This is a genomic window from Candidatus Pelagibacter sp. HIMB1506 (assembly GCF_052047935.1).
In the GTDB taxonomy this organism is placed as follows: Bacteria; Pseudomonadota; Alphaproteobacteria; order Pelagibacterales; family Pelagibacteraceae; genus Pelagibacter.
Window position 1 is genome coordinate 986,975 of the sequence record NZ_JBNAIS010000001.1, and the last position, 20,237, is coordinate 1,007,211.

General features: G+C 31.5%; 9 protein-coding genes. 7 read left to right on the plus strand and 2 right to left on the minus strand.

Annotated features, from left to right (window positions below):
• Nucleotides 1–109: 109 nt before the first annotated feature.
• The 7 genes from ACTTA8_RS05320 (at nucleotide 110) to ACTTA8_RS05350 (ending at nucleotide 10,882) form a co-directional block, all read left to right on the plus strand.
• Nucleotides 110–1,057: a LysR family transcriptional regulator gene (locus tag ACTTA8_RS05320; protein WP_440654748.1), complete on the plus strand. Its 948-nt coding sequence runs from the start codon at nucleotides 110–112 to the stop codon at nucleotides 1,055–1,057.
• An 18-nt stretch (nucleotides 1,058–1,075) separates the two neighbouring features.
• Entirely contained in the window at nucleotides 1,076–1,627 is a 552-nt protein-coding gene (locus ACTTA8_RS05325; protein WP_440654749.1) for an invasion associated locus B family protein, read from the plus strand.
• 54 nt (nucleotides 1,628–1,681) lie between these two features.
• Complete coding sequence (locus tag ACTTA8_RS05330; RefSeq protein WP_440654751.1) at nucleotides 1,682–3,637, plus strand: CHASE2 domain-containing protein; 1,956 nt, start codon at nucleotides 1,682–1,684, stop codon at nucleotides 3,635–3,637.
• Complete coding sequence (locus tag ACTTA8_RS05335; RefSeq protein WP_440654752.1) at nucleotides 3,630–5,024, plus strand: tetratricopeptide repeat protein; 1,395 nt, start codon at nucleotides 3,630–3,632, stop codon at nucleotides 5,022–5,024. The genes ACTTA8_RS05330 and ACTTA8_RS05335 overlap by 8 nt, the downstream gene beginning before the upstream one ends.
• Nucleotides 5,021–7,708, plus strand: a complete 2,688-nt coding sequence (locus ACTTA8_RS05340; RefSeq protein ID WP_440654753.1) for a FecR family protein — start codon at nucleotides 5,021–5,023, stop codon at nucleotides 7,706–7,708. Before ACTTA8_RS05335 ends, ACTTA8_RS05340 begins: the two co-directional genes overlap by 4 nt.
• A 79-nt stretch (nucleotides 7,709–7,787) precedes the next feature.
• Entirely contained in the window at nucleotides 7,788–9,404 is a 1,617-nt protein-coding gene (locus ACTTA8_RS05345; protein WP_440654755.1) for a hypothetical protein, read from the plus strand.
• Nucleotides 9,401–10,882 carry a FecR domain-containing protein gene (locus ACTTA8_RS05350; RefSeq protein WP_440654756.1) on the plus strand — a complete coding sequence of 494 codons (1,482 nt, stop codon included), beginning with the start codon at nucleotides 9,401–9,403 and terminating at the stop codon, nucleotides 10,880–10,882. Before ACTTA8_RS05345 ends, ACTTA8_RS05350 begins: the two co-directional genes overlap by 4 nt.
• A 2-nt stretch (nucleotides 10,883–10,884) precedes the next feature.
• Here the strand turns inward: ACTTA8_RS05350 and ACTTA8_RS05355 are convergent, their stop codons facing one another.
• Nucleotides 10,885–16,569, minus strand: a complete 5,685-nt coding sequence (locus tag ACTTA8_RS05355; protein ID WP_440654757.1) for a LamG-like jellyroll fold domain-containing protein — start codon at nucleotides 16,567–16,569, stop codon at nucleotides 10,885–10,887.
• Nucleotides 16,569–20,237 carry a PilW family protein gene (locus ACTTA8_RS05360; protein WP_440654759.1) on the minus strand — a complete coding sequence of 1,223 codons (3,669 nt, stop codon included), beginning with the start codon at nucleotides 20,235–20,237 and terminating at the stop codon, nucleotides 16,569–16,571. The genes ACTTA8_RS05355 and ACTTA8_RS05360 overlap by 1 nt, the downstream gene beginning before the upstream one ends.

The following is a 20,237-nucleotide window of genomic DNA, read 5'->3' on the forward strand; positions in this document are numbered from 1 at the left end:
TTTTTGACTTGCACTAATCCAATAAAGTTATTTTGATGCAACTTATGGTATATAATATTAGTTATATATACAATTTGATTAAATATAAAAAAATTCTATAAATGCGATTATGAGTAATCAAGAGTTCTTAAACCCTAAGTTTTTAAAGTATTTTATAACAGTAGCAGATACGGGGAGTATTTTATCTGCAAGTTCGAGTTTAAATGTTGCTCAACCTTCAATTACAAGATCCGTACAAATTATTGAAAATAGTTTGGGAAAAAAATTATTTATCAGAACTAAAAAAGGAGTCACTCTAACTAAAGAAGGTGAAATTTTTTATATGAATGCAAAATCGATTTTAGCGTTCAATGATAAAGTTATAGAAAATATAAAATCAATAGAATTTGATGATGAAAATAGAAATAATGATCAAATTGTTTTTGGTATTCCAAGCACCCTTACCTATTCCCATAAACAAAATATACTTTGGTTGATTAAAAAAAATAATCCTAAAGTAAGAATAAAAATTATTGAGAGTGATAGTTTTGAAATGATTAATCTAGTTGAAAAAAATAAAATTGATTTTGCAATAAGTTGTATCAAATTTTCAAATGATAATATTGATACGATCAATTTATATGAAGATCCGTTTTGTGTTGCCTTTTATAAGGGGCACCAATTTCAAGATATTAAAGAAGTAAGTATTGATATGGTTCGAAAAGAAAAGAATTATATCTTTAGAAATACTTGTGAATTTTTTTACTATGATTATTTAAAGAATAAAGGTTCCTCCCCAGACTTTAAAGAAATCCAAAAAAATATTAAAAAAAGAAAGCAAGAAAATAGTGATAGAGATATTGTTTTTACTGATAGCGATACAACGGCTGCTTCTTGTATTAAAAGTGGCTTAGGAGTTGCGATAATTCCTGAAAGTGTAGCAATTGATCATAAACTTTTATTTACTAGAATTAATAAACCTCAAATGAATAGAGATATTTTATTGATTCAAAATAAAAATAATAAGAAAAATATTAATACAACCAATGAAGCTTTAAAGAATGCTTTATGGTTATAATAAGTAGAGATTAAAAATATGAGATTATTAGTAACTTTTATATTTATATTTGTATTTAATTTAAATTTTACTCATGCAGAACAAAGTGAAGAAAAAGTACCAACTGTTACTACAAAACAATTTAGAGATTGGACATTAAGATGTGTTAATGAAAATAAAGAACAAAAATGTGAAATTGTACAATTTTTACAAGTTAAAAATTTAAATCTACAATTTACGGTAGTGTATTCAGAATTTTTAAATAATAAAAATGAGTTAAAAGAATTAATTAATATAATTACTCCACTAGGTGTTAATGTTCAAAGACCTGCTTCGATCAAATTTCATAAAGGGACTGCAGTTAATTTACCTTTCATAAAATGTGAAGTTGTTGGATGTATAATATCAATTTCAAATGATACTACCGATCCTGCGATAGAGAGTCTTTTTAAACAGATTAAAGAAGCAATGACAAAATCAATCTACTTTGAAATTTTAGTTGATGGATTTAGAGAAAAGCCATTTTTAATTAAATCTTCATTACAAGGTTTTGAAGATGCACTTACTGAATTTGAAAAACAAAAAAATTAAAAATTTGTGAAAAATTTAAAAAAATACCTTGGGCTTATTTTTCTAGCGCTGTTAGTGCTAATTAAAATCCAGGACAGTAATTTTGTTAAACGAATAGAGAATATCTCATATGATATTTATCAGTCTATTTTTGAGGAAAATAGCGAGTTTAATGATGTCTTAATCGTTGATATTGACGAGAAAAGTATAGGTGAAATAGGTCAATTTCCTTGGAGAAGAGACGTTTTTGCTGACCTTATTGACAAATTAGAGAATTTGGAAGCATCAGTAATTTCTTTCGATATTTTTTTTAGTGAAGAAGATAAACAAAATCCAAAAAAAATCTTAAAACAATTCAACATATCTAATGAAAATATTTTAGATTCTGACCAGTTGCTTTCAGATGCTATTAACAATTCCAATGTAGTTTTGCCAGTGTTGGGTGATGTTTCAGTTTTTGATAAGATGAATAGTTCAAAACCGAAAACAAATTTAATTTCTAGAGGTGGAGATGCTTCTAAATTTTTATACAATTTTAGAAACAAAATTACTTCATTAGAAGAAATAAATAATTCAGCTAAAGGAATTGGAAATATTTCTTATCTGGATAATCAAGATGGAGTTTTAAGATCTCTACCAATTTTATTAAAAATTGATGGTGATATTTGGCCAGCTTTAAGTTTGGAAACACTGAGACTACTTCATGACAATAAAAGTATTTTAGTAAAATCATCTGAAAGTGGAATTGAGGAAATTAAAACCAGAAAATATAAAATTAATACTGACCCTAATTCAATAGTGTATATAAATTATAAAAAATTTGATAAAGAAAAATATTTATCTGCAGTAGATATATTAAATGACAAAATTAGTAAAAATATTGTTAAAGATAAAATTATTTTAATAGGTAGTTCAGCTCAAGGAATTTTTGACTTCGTAAAAATACCGAGTGGCAAGGTAATTCCTGGAGTCGAGACTCATGCCCATGCTATTGAAAATATTATTAACAATGACTTCATTATAAGAAATTTAACTACTGAAATTGTTGAAAATATAATTTTATTATTATCTTTAATTTTAGTTTTAATTATTCCAAAAAAAATAAATCCAAAATTAAGTATTGTTTTTTATATTGGTTTAGTTTTTGGTTTAATATTACTTAGTTTAGTTTCTTATCAATTTAATTATTTCGTAGATATTTTTTATACAATTTTAAGTTCTGCTTTGTTGTTTTTAATAACACTTTATTTTAGATATCTTCAAGAAAACGAAATCGCAATTGAAAACGAAAAAAAACAAATTGTTCTTAAAAAAGAAAGGGAGATTGCTGGTGAAGTTCAAAAAAAATTATTTCCAGTTGATTTTAAGGATAATGAAGTTTTGTATGCAAAAAATATACCTGCAAGAGATGTCTCGGGTGATTATTACGACTACATTCAAATAAATAATAATGAACTATATTTTACTCTAGCGGATGTTTCTGGAAAGGGAGTAAAAGCTGGAATTTTAATGGCAAATGCTGCAGCTGTGTTTAGGTCTATGGCAAGACTAGAAAAGCCAGTTTCAACAATAGCAAAATTTATAAATAATCAAGTAGCAGACTCTTCATATCAAGGAATGTTTATTACTGCTGTAATTGGAAAACTAAATATTGAAAGTAACTTAGTAGAATATATTAACCTTGGCCACGAACCTATAATGATTTTTGATAATAATTATAAATTTGACTATTTAAAATCTACATTGCCGCCTCTTGGGATAATGAAAATGGAAGAGGACAGCTTTTTTCTAACCTCTACAATTAATATAAAAGAAAAAAATTTAATGATTTATACTGATGGAGTTACTGAGGGGTATTTAGAAAACGGTGAAGAATTACAAGTTAAAGGGCTTGAAAAAAACCTTAAAAATTATGGTTTATTTAAGCCTCAAGAAATAATAGACAAATTAAGCACGCTACTAACAAATTCAAAAAAACCACTTAGAGACGATATAACTTGCATGGTTATTTCAGGAAAAAAAAATGATTAGATTTATATATTTGTTTTTGCTTCTTACAATTAACACGATTGCTAAAGCTGAAGTTACTTATACAGAAATATTAAAACAACCAACTGATCTTAAACTAAATCTTAGATATGCAAAAGAACAGGAAGATCTTGGTGAATATAAAAATGTAATTGCTACTCTTGAGAGATTGACTGCTTTATATCCTGAAAACATAGATCTAAAATTATATCTATTATCAATTGCAGTTAAGACAGATAGTACAGAGAAAGTACTCAGGTTAGTGACTGAAATAAGACAATCGAATGAAATTGATGAAAAAACTAAAAAAAGAGTAGCACAGGTGTTTGATGATATTAATAAAAAGAAAATTAATGAAAACAAAACAGAAGCAAGACAACAAGCAAGAGATATTGTAAACGAAGCCGAAAAAGATAGAGAAAAATCAACAAAAGTTTCTAAATCAAATTGGACTTTTTATCAGGACTTTGGTTGGAAAACAGCATTGCATTCTAACGTTGGAAGTATTTCAAATACTAAAACTAAATATTCTTCTGGAACAATTGTTAACATGACAGGTACTGAAGGTGATAATATTGAAACTATTAATTCAATGTTGGGGGCAGTTTATCAAATAAATGATAACTCAAATCTAAATCTTTCTTTGGGTACTTCAAGTTCAGAACAAAATAGAGCTACATCTGATGAAAATGATACAAATAGTTTTTCAACAAGTTATAGTAATTTTTCAAACAAAAATACATTTAGTGCATCACTTTCATTAACAGACACAAACTCTAGGAGAACTGCTGATTCTATTTCAAGAAGTTTCAATTTAAACAATTCCTATAATTTAATTGATAACCATAAAATATTGTCTGGTTTAATTTTATCAGATAGTAGAGGTAATCAAAATCCTTCAAACTCAACAAAAAGAGAGACTAATACTTTTAAAAAAGGATTTAATATTGGATACCAATATATTTTTAGCCAGCAACAATCTTTAACATTAAAATATGCATTTAATGAAACTGAGGCAATTGCAGATTATAACGGTCTTACTGATGACTCTGTCACAGTTTCTTACTCAAAAAACTTACCAATTGGTAATTTGGGCTTAAGTTATACAAAAACTGATAAAGAATATAATCAAGTAGACACATTTGTGCATCCATCAATTGTCAGAAACGATGATGTTGAAAATTACTCTATTTCATTAAATGGTGGACTAGGGCAAATTTCTAATTCAATTAAACTGTTAAAAGCGTCTGATAAACTTCAAAATTTCCTTAATACATTTACTTACAGTATCTCTTGGTCTGAAACTAATAATAATAGTAACTGGCTACAAAATGATTATGAAAAAGAAACATTAATTTTTAGTTTATCAAAAAGAGTTTATTTTAAATGAAAAACACATATAAGAAAATTCCAATGAAAATAATCTATTCTTTAATTTTATTAATTTTACTAAACATTTCTAATTCTTTTGCTAAAGAAATTGGAATTATTGGTTTTGTGGTTGGAAATGCCTTCAACCAAGATGGGAAAAAACTGAATGTTGGTGATCCAGTATATTTTGGTGACACAATCAATACTGAAGATGGAGGCAAATCTCAGATATTATTTATAGACCAAACAGTTATGACTGTGGGATCTAGTACAGAATTGACAATTGATGAATTTATTTTTGATCCTGAAAGTGCTGATGGAAAATTATTATCTACTATAAAATCTGGAAGTGTAAAAATTCTTACTGGAAAAATAAGTGAAAAAAATCCGGAAAATTTAGTTGTTGAAACTCCTGCCGGAACAATAGGAACTAGAGGTACTGAATTTAAAGCGGCAGTTGATCCAATTACAACTAAAAGCAAAATATTACTTATTGGTCCAGGACCAAAAAATTCGCTTGGACTTAGACCTGGAGCTGTAGAAGTTTCAAATGCAGCGGGAACAGTTCTTCTAGACAAACCTTATTTATTTACAGAAGTTAATCAAAATACTGCTCCAAGACAACCTGTTATCGTATCACAAAATGAGTTAAAAAAATTTCAAGAGCTTGAGATAGAGCCAGAAATTGAAGTAACAGAAAATGAGGAGACAGAAGAAACTTTGCTAGCTCAAACAGAAGAACAAGGTGAGGATATTAAAGAGTTAATCCAAGCAGAAATTTTTGGTGAAGATGAAGAATTAGGTGATCTTGTCTTAGATACTTTGGTGACTGCACTTTCTAAAGATGATGGAGGTATCACTGCTCAACTACTTGGAAAATCATTTTTAAACAGTGGAGAAGTTATACCAAGAGCATTGATACCTGATGACGTAAAAAATGAATTACCAGATGGTATAGATATAAATTCACCTGAGGCAGATGCATTCTTTGCAAACGAATTGCAAAATGAAATTGAAAAAGCAATGCTTATTTCTGCAAGAATAGAAGATGTAGATTTTGTTCCAACAGAATTTAATCAATTTAATGCAGGATTTAATGACATTAAAGTTCCTGTCTTTAATGATCAAACTGGCGATGTAGTATTTTTAGAAATGGGAGATATAGATTTTAAACCACAGTTTGCAAATTTTCCTGGAGATGGAAATAATTTAATTGAAAATTTTATACCTGAACAAATTATTTTAAAAGGTCAAGATGGAATAGCAATTAATTTAGAAAAAGGTCAATTTTATGAACAACAAATTGATCCTCAAATGGATGCTCTTAATCAAAGATTTGAAACAGCACTACAGTCTGGAGCTTCACCAGAGGAATTAGATCAAATAATTTTTGAAATGGATAATGTAATGTTTGAAGCAAATCAATCTATAGAGGCTTTTGGTTTGGCATCAATAGAGGGTCAATTTGGAAATGATTTTAAATTAGATGTATTTACGAATGAGGAATTTAATCAAACAAAAGAAAGTTTTATATTTGATACAAATAAATACTCTCAAAATTGGATAAATGCTGGTGATGAAGGATTGGTTCCAATATTTCAATTGGATGGAAGCGTGACTTTTGTCGAAGAAGATCAGGCAGATATTGCTTGGCAAGAAGTAGATCAACAATATGAACAACAATTTGCACAACAATTTCCAGAAATTTATGAAGCAGAAAAGAGAGCTGAAGAATTGGCACAAAAAGCAGATCAGGAAGCAAATTTATTATATTCTAGAGTAGATCAAGCTATACAAGCTGGAGCTTCTGAGGAAGAAATAAATGAACTGTATACACAAATTGATAGTCAATTAAATGAGATTTATTCAGAAGTAGATGAAGCTTTTCAACAAGTTGCTCTTGCTGAAATAAAAACCGAAGTAATAGAAATTGGTGCAAACGAAATAATTTCAGAAAGCAAAGTAGAAGAAAAAGAACTTCCTGAAGAAGAAATAAAACTTGATAGAAATTCAGAAGTTGAAAATAAAGAGGAAGAGGTTCTACCTAGTTTTGAATTATCATTAAGAGGATATTTAGATTTAGCTTATGGAAATGAAATAAAAATTAATGATCCTCTTGTATTAAACACTGAAAGCTACAAAATAGGTACTACTACTTACTCAGACTTAAATACTAAAACAAGTGGCACAGAAACCTTTACTGGAACAAGTACAACGCTTTATGTGGATACTGCAGGTGGTAATGCAGCAACAGCAGTTGATAACCCAGGAGACACTGCAGGATCTTTTACTCCTACTCATACTATAAATTATAGCACAAGAACTATTAATCAAGGCATTGTTGCTACTGACGTGCAAATAGGAAGTGCCTCAGCTAGAGATTTTACTATTGATAAAGATATCACATATAACTCAAGATCTTCAGGAAATGTTACACCCGCATCTTCATTTCAAGTAGATAGTAGCAGCAACATTACTGATATAAATAATTCTATAACTGGAGACATAAGTAAAACATTACCTTCTACAGGATATGACGATAGTGCAAGTGCAAATTATTTTGTAACTGTAGAGTCAAATTTTGAAAACTTGTCTGGAAAATCTTTTGCAGACTCAGTTTCAACTACTGTCACTGTTCAAACAAAAGACACTGATGGAACAACTAATCAAATATCAGGCACCTCAAGTAATGGAAGAGATTAGGTAAATTTATAATTACTAAATATAAGAATTGACGTAATCGCACTACCTCTCTAATGATTTCTAATTTTTAAAAGCTACTATGAAATTACCAATCTTTCTTATTTTTATATTTATTTCAATCACTAAGGCTCATGCAAATTTGGTTTTAAGTGAAGTTTTAAATAAACCAGAAGATCTTGAACAAGCATTTTTATTTGTTGATCAAGAAAAAGATAACAAAGTTAATGAGGCAATTTATGCGCTCGAAGTTTTAAAAAAAGTTTACCCAAAAAATTTAGAGATCAAAATAAAACTATTTTATCTTTATGAAAAAACTTTAAATGAGACAGAGTTAAAAAAGTTATTAAATGAGTTAAAGGAATTTGAAAATGTTCCAAGTTATATTGTAAGTAAAATAAATGAGTTAATTGTTTCAGAAAATAAATCTGAGAAAGAAAATTTACAGATATCAAATGATAATTCTAAAGGAATAAAATATTCTGAAATTCTTAACAATCCAACTGATCTTGAATTAAATTTGAGATTTGCAAAAGAACAAGAAAGTTTAGGAAATTATAAAACTGTTATTGCAACTTTAGAAAGACTATCAGATCTATACTCTGAAAATTTAGATTTAAAATTATATTTGTTGTCAATATCTTTAAAAATAGACTCTAAAGAAAGAACAAAAGCAATTATTGATGAAATAAAACAGAGTGAAAAATTAACAGCTGATATCAGAGAGCAACTTAACTCACTAACTCAAACTTTAGAAAATCAAAAAAAACCAAGGAATGAAAACGACTGGATTAGATATGTAGACTTTGGTGTTAATCTTGCAGAAGAAAACAATGTTAATACTGTTTCAAATTCAAAAACATTATATATCAGTGATAGTTTAAGTAATTACGCTGCTGATACTATTTACGAAGATTCTTATAGTGACATCTTTATAAGAACAGGAGCTTTTAAAAAACTATCTGATACTTCAAATTTAAGTTTAAGTTTAGGTAAAAATGTAACAAGACAGAATAGAGATAAGAATAAAGAAAATGATCTAGATTCTTTGTTTGTTAATTACAATAAACAATTCAATAAAAATTATACGTCCGCTTTCTTTTCAATGAATAACAATAATTTTGTTAATGATGCTGAAAATGTAATTTATAATGTTACTCTTGAAAATAGATATCTAACTAAACCAAATCAAAATCTGTTAGTATCTTCAAATATGGGTATTACAGATTATAGAACAGATACTACTTTTAGTTCTGCAAATAATAAAAATAATACTTATTATGGACTTGCAACGGGTTATGAATATTTTTTGAGCAATACCAATAATATAAAATTTAAATTAGGTATAAATCAGTATAACGCTAAGCTAGACTCTTATGGATATGAAAATAATTTTTATACTATTTCAAATTCAGGAAAAATTGGATTTCTAAATTATACAATTTCTCATTCAAACAACTCAAATAAATATGATAAATCTGACACTTTCGTAAAAAGCGATACGGTCAGAGATGATGAGATTGTAACAAATAGTGTTACACTTTCTGGAAATTTAGAAGATGTAATAAAGAATATGTATATAAAGAATGTTTTTTACAATCTTTCTTATTCTGATATAGAGTCGAGCTCAAATATCCTTAACTACGACTATGATAAGGAAATAATTAAATTTGGATTAACAAAAAGGATGATGTTTTGAAGAAAATATTAGCTCTAATTTTAACCCTATTTTTTATCAGTCATTCAGTTGCTGATGAGAAAATTGTAGGTGCAATTACATTATCAATTGGAAAAATTACCAATCAAAAAGGAGAAATTTTAAAAGCCGGAGATAAAATTTTCTTTGGAGATGAAATTATTTCTGATGGAAAATCTAAATCTCAAATAATCTTTTTAGACGAGACGGTTCTTACAATCGGAGAAAAAACATCAATAACAATAGATGAATTTGTTTTTGATACAAGTACATTAGACGGCAGTTTTTTAGCTACCCTTAATGAAGGAAGTGTAAAAGTTTTAAGTGGATTGATTAATCAAAAGAACCCTGAAAAATTAGAAGTTAAGACTGCAGCAGGAACAATAGGTGCAAGAGGTACAGAGTTTCAAACAATTATAGATGAAGAAGATAATGCACAAGTATTACTAATTGGTCCTGGAGAAGACAATACCTTAGGATTACGACCAGGAGCGGTAGAAGTTGCAAATGAACTTGGAAGTGTATTATTAGATACTCCTTTTTCATTTACCCAATTATCATTAAACCAAATTCCAACTCCTCCAGTGGAAATTACACAAGAGCAATTACAACAATTCCAAAATTTTTTAGATGTTAAAGCAAATCTTGATGTTCAAGATGTAGAGAGTGCAATTAAAGAAGGTTTGTTTGATGATCAACAAATAAGTGGAAATGAAATAATAGGTGAAATAGTAACTACTGCCTTAAATTTAAGTGATGGTGGATTAACTTTTGATCAAATTGCAGAAGTACTAGGTGTTGATGTTGTAGATATCATTGGCGAAGAAGGTCAAGCTGAATTTGAAAACGAGTCAGCAGAAAACCAAATTGTGATGGCAAACGCTGAAGGTGGAGACGGTCTAGCATATATATTACGTTATGGTGGTACCAATTTAGGACAAACTAATTACGGAGATTTTCAAGGAATTACTTCAGGAACTTATACTTATACAGGTAACAATATTAATATGGCAGCAACTAAAGGAACTGGTTCTGGGACTTTTAGTGGTGTAACAACAGTTAACTTTGCGTCTCAAACGATTAACAACACATACTCAGGAACGTTATCTTTAGATGGTAACGCTGATGTAGATTTTAGCTATTCTTTTACAACAGATTATTCTAGTGGATCAGCATCTACATCAATGTGGGGAACAAATAATGGAATTTTTAGTATAAATAATTCAAACGGTACAACCGCAACAACCACTAAATCAGGTGATGCTGGTTTTAATCCAGCTAACTTTACTTCAGCTGCTGGAAGTTATTATGCAGATGCTGCAACAGATTTCTTTAATGTTCAAATGAATGGATCACCCAATCCATCAACTGGTTCAGTTGCAACAATTGCTTTAAATGTTTCTGATTATAATGATGCAGCAACTGATACAGAAAATACTATAGATGGCCAAAGAACTGGTATTATGCCATCAAGAGATTAAAATTATCTATTATTCCAAGATATAGGTGTAACAGTAACAGCGTTTCTGCTTCCTATAGTTTTTACAATTCCAATTTCTTGATTCAATGAAGTATCTCCATACACTAGCTTAATTTTAATTTTTCTATTTCCTGGAGTAAAATCACTAGTATCAGTACTTTGATAATAAACTTTCTGAAGTTCGTCTCGCCATTGTTGAATTGTTGCAACCTCACCAGAAGGTGATGTAATTTTTAACGGTGAATTATTAGAAGCTACAAAATCAGCTGTTTTAGACCACCCTGTAGATAATGCTAAATCACCACTGGTATCAACTTTAACAGAGTCCTCATCGCTTATAAAAATACTATTATCACTTCCATCATTGTAAAAAGAAATTTCAGCTCTTTCAGGACCTAATAGTACATTAATATCATTATCATCTTCTTCAATATCTGCACCTGTAAAATCTCCTACACTTCCTCCATATCTAATGATGAAACCCTCAACATCGGAACTAGCCATACCACCTCTAGTCATAATTCCAGTCGTAGATGCAGAGCTAGTCTGTTGGAAAACAAGATAATCATTTGTATTAGCAGCTGGATGAGAGCTAATCCAATTTGAGCTTTCAAAAGGACCAACTCTAACACTTGATTGACTTGATCTAGTTGTTGAATAGTTACAGCTTGCTTGGTTTTCTATATTATCAATTACCTCTTGATTTGTGCCAACGGGTACATTTAATCGTACTCTCCAAAACTCTTTGTCCTGCCAAGGTCCAGATGTATATCTCCAAAATCCAGATCTAAAAATTCCACCCTGACATTCATCTGTTCCATTGACCCAAACTTGTTTATCATCAGTTACACCAAGTTCTTCGATTGCATCTAGATCCGCAGATGTTGTAACATTAGCTAAATAACCTTGAATACCACAAAGGTTTTGGTAACTCGCTTGAAAATTTGCTTGATTGTAACTTAACTCAGTATCTTTTAACTGATAATAATGTTCAGCGTTACTTGGCTTTTGAATATCTCCTAACAATACTTCTATTTCTCTTGTTCCATCAGCAGATGCATTGTGTTCAAAATACATAGATTTAATTAAATCAACATAATTTTTACAAGTTGCATCTCCAGATAAAGTAACCTCGCTAGTTTCATTTCCTGTAGCAGTTAAATTAACTGCATTAAGTTCTTCTGAGCCTACTACAAGTTTGTCGCCAGTTTCAGCTCCTGATTTTATTTTCACAATGGCTTTTGTTACTCTCCTATCAAAAAGTTTAATTACTCTTTTTGTAGCTATTCTAATATTAGGATCTTCATCATTTTCCATACCCCCATATTCTAAAACTAATCCTCTTATTGAATAATTAAAGTTATTTGAGTAACTTGCACTCCAATTGTGTAAATCATTCCATGTGAGCTCATCATCATCATCGAAATGAGTTCCTAATAAATGAATACCATGTTCTGTTTGTGCAACATTATTAGGTTCTCCAGTTCCATTCCAATTTCTAAATGGCATACCATCAACAAACACTTCACCAATTTGTTGACCTTGAGGATCATTAGAACCAGCTGTAACACCTCTTTCCCAGGTTCCATTGTTAGCAGAAGGTGTTCCAGAAGCTGTTCGTGTTGGAGCAAAAGCCAAACCTCTTCCATTCCATAACATACCTTCAGGTCCAGTCATCCATCTCCATACAGGACATTCTGTGCTCGTTACCGTATCATCAACGTTTGTAAACGAATCTGTAAAATATCTTTTTGTATTATTGCCTGTAATTGCTGCATTTGAAGACAAAGCTATTTTAGGATCTTTATAAAACAATGTTAAACCAGACTGAGATTGGGGGTTTGCATTTGATGCAGTTAATGATGAAGATCCTTTTCTGTAATATTCATTCTGATACCCTTCCAATACCCACATTTGAGCTGAACTTGCTGTATAATTAGACCAAGAAGTAGAAATTATAGGATTTCTAGTATCTAAATCGACAAGTCTGAATGTTGTATTGGAAACAACCCTAACTCTATAAAATCCAGTTGCTAGTTGTGTCATACCATCAACATTCATTTGATTAGCAGTGCTAATATCTGCGATCTTAATGATATCATCACTGGTAAGACCATGTGCCGAACTTGTTGTAATTAATGCCGGATTAGCTTTTGATATTGATGTAATTGTTCTTGCTGTTGTTGTTTGATATTTTTCAACTATGTTTCTAACATATCTAGTACTGGCTCCATAAGTTTGGCCATTTCTATAAAATGGTATATTTTCAAAATCTCGTAAAGCTTGAAAATCAGCTGTTGCTTGAGCTCTATTAGATCTTTGTCGGAAACCACCACATTTATTTAAATTAGCTACAGTATTTGCGTTATCCGACATAGCTAATCCACCCATCCATCCATTTCCAACTGCTTTAGTTGTAATGATATCATTTTCAGACTCGCTTGTTATAGTTGCAAGGTATCCACTTTTTCCAAAATAATCTAATTGTCTAGATAGAGAGAACGCTTCATTCATTCTTCTATTTTTATTATTGTATAGATTTTGACTTGAATTAGCAGTTCCATCTGGTCTAGCAGGAAACTCATAAAATTCGTAGAAGTGATTGTATCCATCTCTATGCTCTTCAACATGAAGCGGACCTAAAGAAAATAAAATTGTTCTTTCTCCAAGCGAGGCTGTAGTAGTTTCAGTGTCTTCACCTTCTGTGCCGTCTGAACCATCTGTTCCTTCATAAGCATAAGGGTTTTCTCCTTCTTCTGCATCTACTTCTTTTGAATTGTAATATTTTATAGATTCAAATGCTTGTGTCCAAACATCTACGTCTGCACACGGTGCATCAGACTCGTCACCTTCATACATAGTCCAATTATGTGGATTATAAATTGTAGGAGTTTGAGTTAAATCTAATGAAGAACCACCAGTTATCGTGCCACCTGAAGTATTTTTCCAAACTCTATTATTAAACCAAACAAAATCATTAGCTGAATAAGTTGATGTTGAACTCCAATCATTTGGTTTACCAGAATGAACCATAGTAAGGACTCCTGTGTAGGCATTCCAACCTGGATAATCGTCAGTCGTGTTATGATCTACAGAAGATGAAGAAATGTCACCTGTTATTGCTGATGGATAATCTTCAGCATCAGTATCAAGTTTTAAATAATCTTCTATAACGTCTGGGTTGGTGTCTGCATCAAGATCTAATAAGTCTCCATCACTGTTTCCATCAACCGGAGCTACATATGTGTCTGCTTCTATAGTGGCTCTTGCAACACAAAAGTTATGACCACTAATATCTATCTCATCTGCATCGTCAGTGTCACCATCTTGGTTAATATCATGCTCTAAGCTAAAATGATCAAAACCTCCATATTCAACAACATAACCAGTAATACAATCTAGTCCTCCAGAACTACAATTTGGAATTCTTCTTAAATCATTCCAACCCCCGTTGGTTCTATCGCTTCTATTTATTTCCATATCAGCATATGGCTCTGCTGAATTATTGGGTTCACCACTTTGCCAGTTTGTATAGGAAACACTCATTCCCATTAAAGGTCCTGACTCTGATTGCATATTAGCTGCATTCGAGGTTGGATTTCTCCAATCTGAGTTTGATAGCCAGATATAGTGTTGATCACTAGATTGATCTAATCTTGTTCCATAGTAATTTTCTCTGGTTTCTCCAGCAGCAACATGAAAAGGGGTAACTCCAGTACAGCCAGACTGCGTACTGCTATTGCACATTACAGCATCTTTAATAAATTCATTTTCTTCAGCACTTTCTATAGAAACTAAATATCCTCGCATACCTCCACAAGTAGATTGCTCAGCTCTTCTTTTTGCTTCCCACCAGTCAATCGAGTCACCATTGTAACCAAGATCAGAAGTTACATTTGGTGCAGTTGAAAAATATTTATAATAATGACCATAACTATTATCACCTGAATTTGATGTAAATTGTACACCGTCACAATCGCTACCCAAAACCTCAGACCAATCATCCTCTATAAAATCGTCACCAGCTGATTTTCCATCATCTTTTTCTAGGAAATACAATTTATCTTCAAATTCTGCACAGTCTCCTTCAGAGTATGACGAGGCTGCACTGAAATCTGTAAATGAATTAGAGTTACTACATTGCTCCATAGACCTTTTAAAAACATAAAAGTTTGTATTAGTATTATCTTTGGTTTGAATTTTAATATCTCCAGTTACTCCTTCTTGAGCAATATAATTATTTAAAGGTGTTATTAATGGAGTGCCTTCTTGACCAGTTAGATCGTTTAAGTCTTCTTCTGTAAGTGCAATTTTACCATCTCCTACATCTCCTTTTTGAACTGGAGCTGAAACAATTAATTCAAGAGGAACGATTTGTTCTTGAGGTCCTTTTCCACATGATAAAATTTTGTAATAAACAACATCTTCTCCAGGTGGAACATTGATCGACGGTGCATCGTCTGTTGTTGAAGTAACTGGATATTTAACAATTTCTGTTTTCCATAAAGTTCCTTTGTTTCCAATACCATATATCGTTGCATCATTTTTTCTATCAGCTGCTCTTGAGGTGTTAAAATCTTTAGCAGTATTACCTGATCCTTCATTAAACTTATAATATGAAACTAATCCTGGTTCAGAACCTGTTAATCTTCTTCTATTATTGTTTGCAATGTCAGTGCCTGATCTTGATACATTCCATATTCTCATTTCAGCAATATTACCAAGCCAAGGAACACTTTGAATTATTGGATCTCCAGTCAAATAACTACTAGGATTAAAGCCAGCCAAACCTTCTCCGATTGCTAACGGCCAAAAATCTCCTTCGGGTAATGTCTCAGGAGGATTAGTATAACCAGATTTAGGTCTAGCTCCTATATCTGCATTATATGTTCCACTTAAAGTTCCATTTTGGTAAATTCTAACATTATCGGTATCAGTACTCCCCGGTGTACCTCCATCCCATACCCATGCAATGTGAACCCACTCATCCTTAACAGGAGATCCAATATCTCCTTGGTCATCCAAAACAACTTCTCCAAGTCTTGGAGACCACTCATCATTTTTAACTTTAAATACTAAATCCCAAGTTCTACCCCATTCAAAAGCATGCATGTCATAAGTAGATCCTGGCTGTTTATTTTGTATCCACATTTCAATTGTAAATTGATCGTTTGGAAAATCTTTAAAGTTTTCAACAAGCGCAAAAGATCTGTCTGTGTAAGTAGTATCTTTTTCAGTATTGTTTTTTGAACCCTCTGCTGAGAAATAAATAGATCGAACTACATCTGCATGCCTTTGAACAAAAACCTCATAAGACATGTCTTCAAATTTTGGATCATCTGTTCCAAGATTTGCATTTATTCTTTTTGCATAATAAATATCTTCACTAGAATTGGTAAAACCATGCCTATTAAGGCATTTATTATCTGAGTCAGCAACATTAAGGGTATTTTGAATATCAACTAGAGTAAAACTATTTGAATTTAGCTGATCAGTGATCCATTTCTGACCTTCTTGTAATCCCGTTTCCGCAGCAAGATTTACTTGTTGCATAACTGAATTTCTTGAAACACTTTTTAAATCATTGTCATAATAAAAAAACATTGCTCCCGTCATAATTGACAATGCTGAGACGACAGCAATTACAAATACAAGGACAAAACCTTTTTCGTTTTTTTGTTTTTTCATTATGAGTCGCTCCAAAGTTGCTGTCTATCAATGTAACTATGAGTTTCCTTACATCTATTTGATAACATTCCAATAACAACATCTTCTCCATCAACCGTTACTGTTTTTTCAGCTATTTTTACAGATGGTTGTACTGACCTTTCGGGATATTCAAATGTAATTACAGCCTCATCCAAGCTAGTAGTTAGTGGGACTGTCTGTCTCCTAAATACTTTCTCTCCTTCTTTTCCTTGAATATAACCCTCAATGGTCATTGCTGCTTTTGTTTTATAAACAGTGATATTTTCCATTGCTGTTTCTGAGCAATCAACTCTATCTACATATACTTTTTCTGTAGTAGTTAATTGGTTTCCTCTTAAATCTGTAGCAACAATTCTTATCGAGAAATATTTTTTATTTGAAGGTAAATTAGACCATCTAATGTCACTATCATCATTTAAAACTAAATAAAATTTATCATCTTTTTGGTCAATTCTAAATCTAGTTCCGTGATCTACATCTTTATCTGAATCATCATTTGGAACCTCACCAAGATTAAATCTTACAAAATCGTGTGTATCAGGTTCTTGAGTACTAGTAGCATAAATCTCACCTACTATTAGATCTTTGTTATCATCTTCAGCAATATCAAAGTTATTATTATCTGTGATGGCTGTACCATCTGCTTCCTTAAACGAAACTCCTGTAGGTGTAGTGTTTCCAATATTAAAACCAATATAAACCTTTTTTATGTCTGAAATTCTATTATTAGAGGTATCTTCTGATTGAACTGCATAATAAAAAGAGTCTTCTTTTGGAGTACCATCATTAAAACCATCAGCATAAGCTTGATATCTGAAAGAACCATCGGCAAAAACATAAATAGTATTTCCTGCGGTAGTTGTTACTGTTGCCCTAGCACCACTATAAGAGTCCTTATCTTGAGTATCATACATTTCTCCTATATTTGGAAGTTCTGTATTATTAGCCCAAACTGCTGTGGTTGCCCTCCACTCTCCACTCAATCTGCAATTCATAGATCTATCAGAACCATCTACACTTTGAGTTTTAATTGAAGCTGTTTCATTTGTTCCTCTACCACCGATTTGTGCACAGTTAGCTGATGAATTTGACTGCACCAATACTTCTATGTGTTCTCCAAAGGGATCATAAGATTTACTTAGCAAACCATATATTCTGTTAACTGTAAAATAGTCTTCGTCCATGTAATAGTATAAATTTTGTGCTTTAGGCATTGGTTTATTGCCATCAGTTTTGTCAGGGATAAACCTTGGTAGTCTTGCAATTTGAATATTAGAATATCTGTTGTCAGGTTGTGAAAAAGAAACTATTGCAACAGAACCTTTTTGAAACCTTTTAAACCCTTCTGCTTTTAATTCTTCAGTATCATCATCTCCGCTCGGAAGACTAATGGCAGTTGGTGTTGTATCTTCATTATAAGGCCAAGCAGATAAAGTATGATCAAATAAATCTCCATCACTATCAAATCTATAATCAAATGCTGTGAACCTTTGACTGTTGCTGTTAGCTACATGTGGTTTGTTATCTATGTTAGCTCTAAATTTATTTGGATGGTATGTCAGAGTAATGGTATTTTTAACTCCAGTATTTTTTCCGTGTCCACATCCCCATTTATGAGTTGCACCAGGATTGTAACTGATTCTTGAAAATGAACTCCCTCTATTATTACAGTTCCTAGAACCAGTATTTGCTGGTCTGGTACTATCAGTTCTCATGAAAAGTCTATTGTATCCATTCTCATTAAAATCAGACATTTTTGATGAATTGGGAGTAGACCATCCCGTTAACCTGTTCATATCAGCATGTGATAGATAGGATCCTTCGTTATAACCACAATTTCTAGTGTGATCGAACTCATAACCTTTGAAATGATGTAGATGGATAGCAGATCTATTACCTTGCGCCCCCCACCAAGACCATAAATACATATCATAAACAAGGTCTGCAGGTTCTCCCCACCATTCATTTTTTTCAGAAGCCGATAAACCATCCCACTCTGTTTTATCATTACTTCTTAATGAATTTCTTAATTTAGATGCGCTAAATCCAGATGTACCATTTAAACTTTCATAATCAATTCCAGCACAGGCTCTAATTCTACCATCTGGCCAAGTTTTTTGAACAACACTAGGTCTTTGATATCCTGCAGCAAAACCCAACATATCATCATCCATCCATGCACTCATGTTGTGATTACAGTCAGGATAACCACCAGAACAAATCATTCCTTTTAAAACAAATGAGTCATATTCCTCTGTAGAAGCTAAAAAAGAAGGAGACGCTAAATTTTGCTGTATATAAAATGATCTACCATCATCTGTTAAATCGTAGTTAGGACCTCCATTATAACTTGATGTCCCTTTTCTTTCATAATTGGCATCGCCATAAGTGAATCCTTTTGCTTCCCAAGTATGCAAATTTACATCTGAAAACTGAGGTGCATCATACTTCATAACTCTTACCTTATAATCTTTATAAGCTTCATTTTGATCTTCCCAAGGTTGGCTATCACAACTTGTATCTAAATCTGCTTTTAATCTAATTGTAAAATCTTGGTAACCATCAGAATTAAATGTGTAATTAGTATCTAAATTATCTAAAGTACCTTCGAGTGTTAGAGAACCATTCCATTCACCATCGTCACCAGAATTATTGTTATTTAAATCATCATACCCTGATGTTACGGTAAGTCCTGGGGGTAAATTAGCTGCAGCAGTAGTTGTAACTAACTTTAATCTCATTTCATCGTGACTAACACTTGGTATTCCGGTTATCGCTGGTGGCTTTTCTGAATTAAAAACTATTGCATCATGAGTCCTGGTAAGACTTGTTCCACCAATTGTCTCACCTTGATGAAGAACAATGATGTCATCTGAAGTTACAAAGTTTGCAAGTTGAATATCTCTTGTAAGATTGTTTGCACACTGAACTTTTAAACTACCTGTGAAAGGTATAACTGCTGTTCGGTTTTCGTGAAGGTCTTCCTCATCATAAACATAATAAGTTTTTCCACCAAAGTTTAGATTTCTCATGTAAGACGAGACTGTATATTTTTCTGTTACCTTTTCATCTTTAGAGACTAAAGTAATTTCAAAGTCGATGTGTTTGCTTCTTATTCTAATGCCAATTTCATCAAAAAACTGAGCAACAGGCATCCAATCGACATCGACTGTTGTATTAGCGGTATCATCCTCGTCACAATTTGTTGTATTCCAAACTTTTTTCTTAAGTACAGTTTTATCAGTAAGCGGAGAGTAGGGAGTTTTTAACTCATACTTAATCAACTTTCTTTGAATATTGCCGCTATTATCTTCAGTATCAAAACAAAAAGATACTATTTCACCATACTCTGTATCATCTGAAACTTCTGTGCCATCAGTATTTAGAACTTTTACTGGCACTTGAACTTCACCATCAGTACTATCGGGATGTTTGTAACCAGCCATTTTGCTATCATGTTGCAAAACATGAAGTGCAAATCTAGCTTCTTGTTTCATATTGTTGTGATTAACTTGTCTAACAAATGTACCCTGAAAATTACTATAAATTGTGTAAGTTGCACCCATCACAATTGTAGAAACAACAACAGCAACCAGTGCTTCAGTAAGAGATAATCCTTTTTGAGTAATAAATTTTTTTAAATTCAT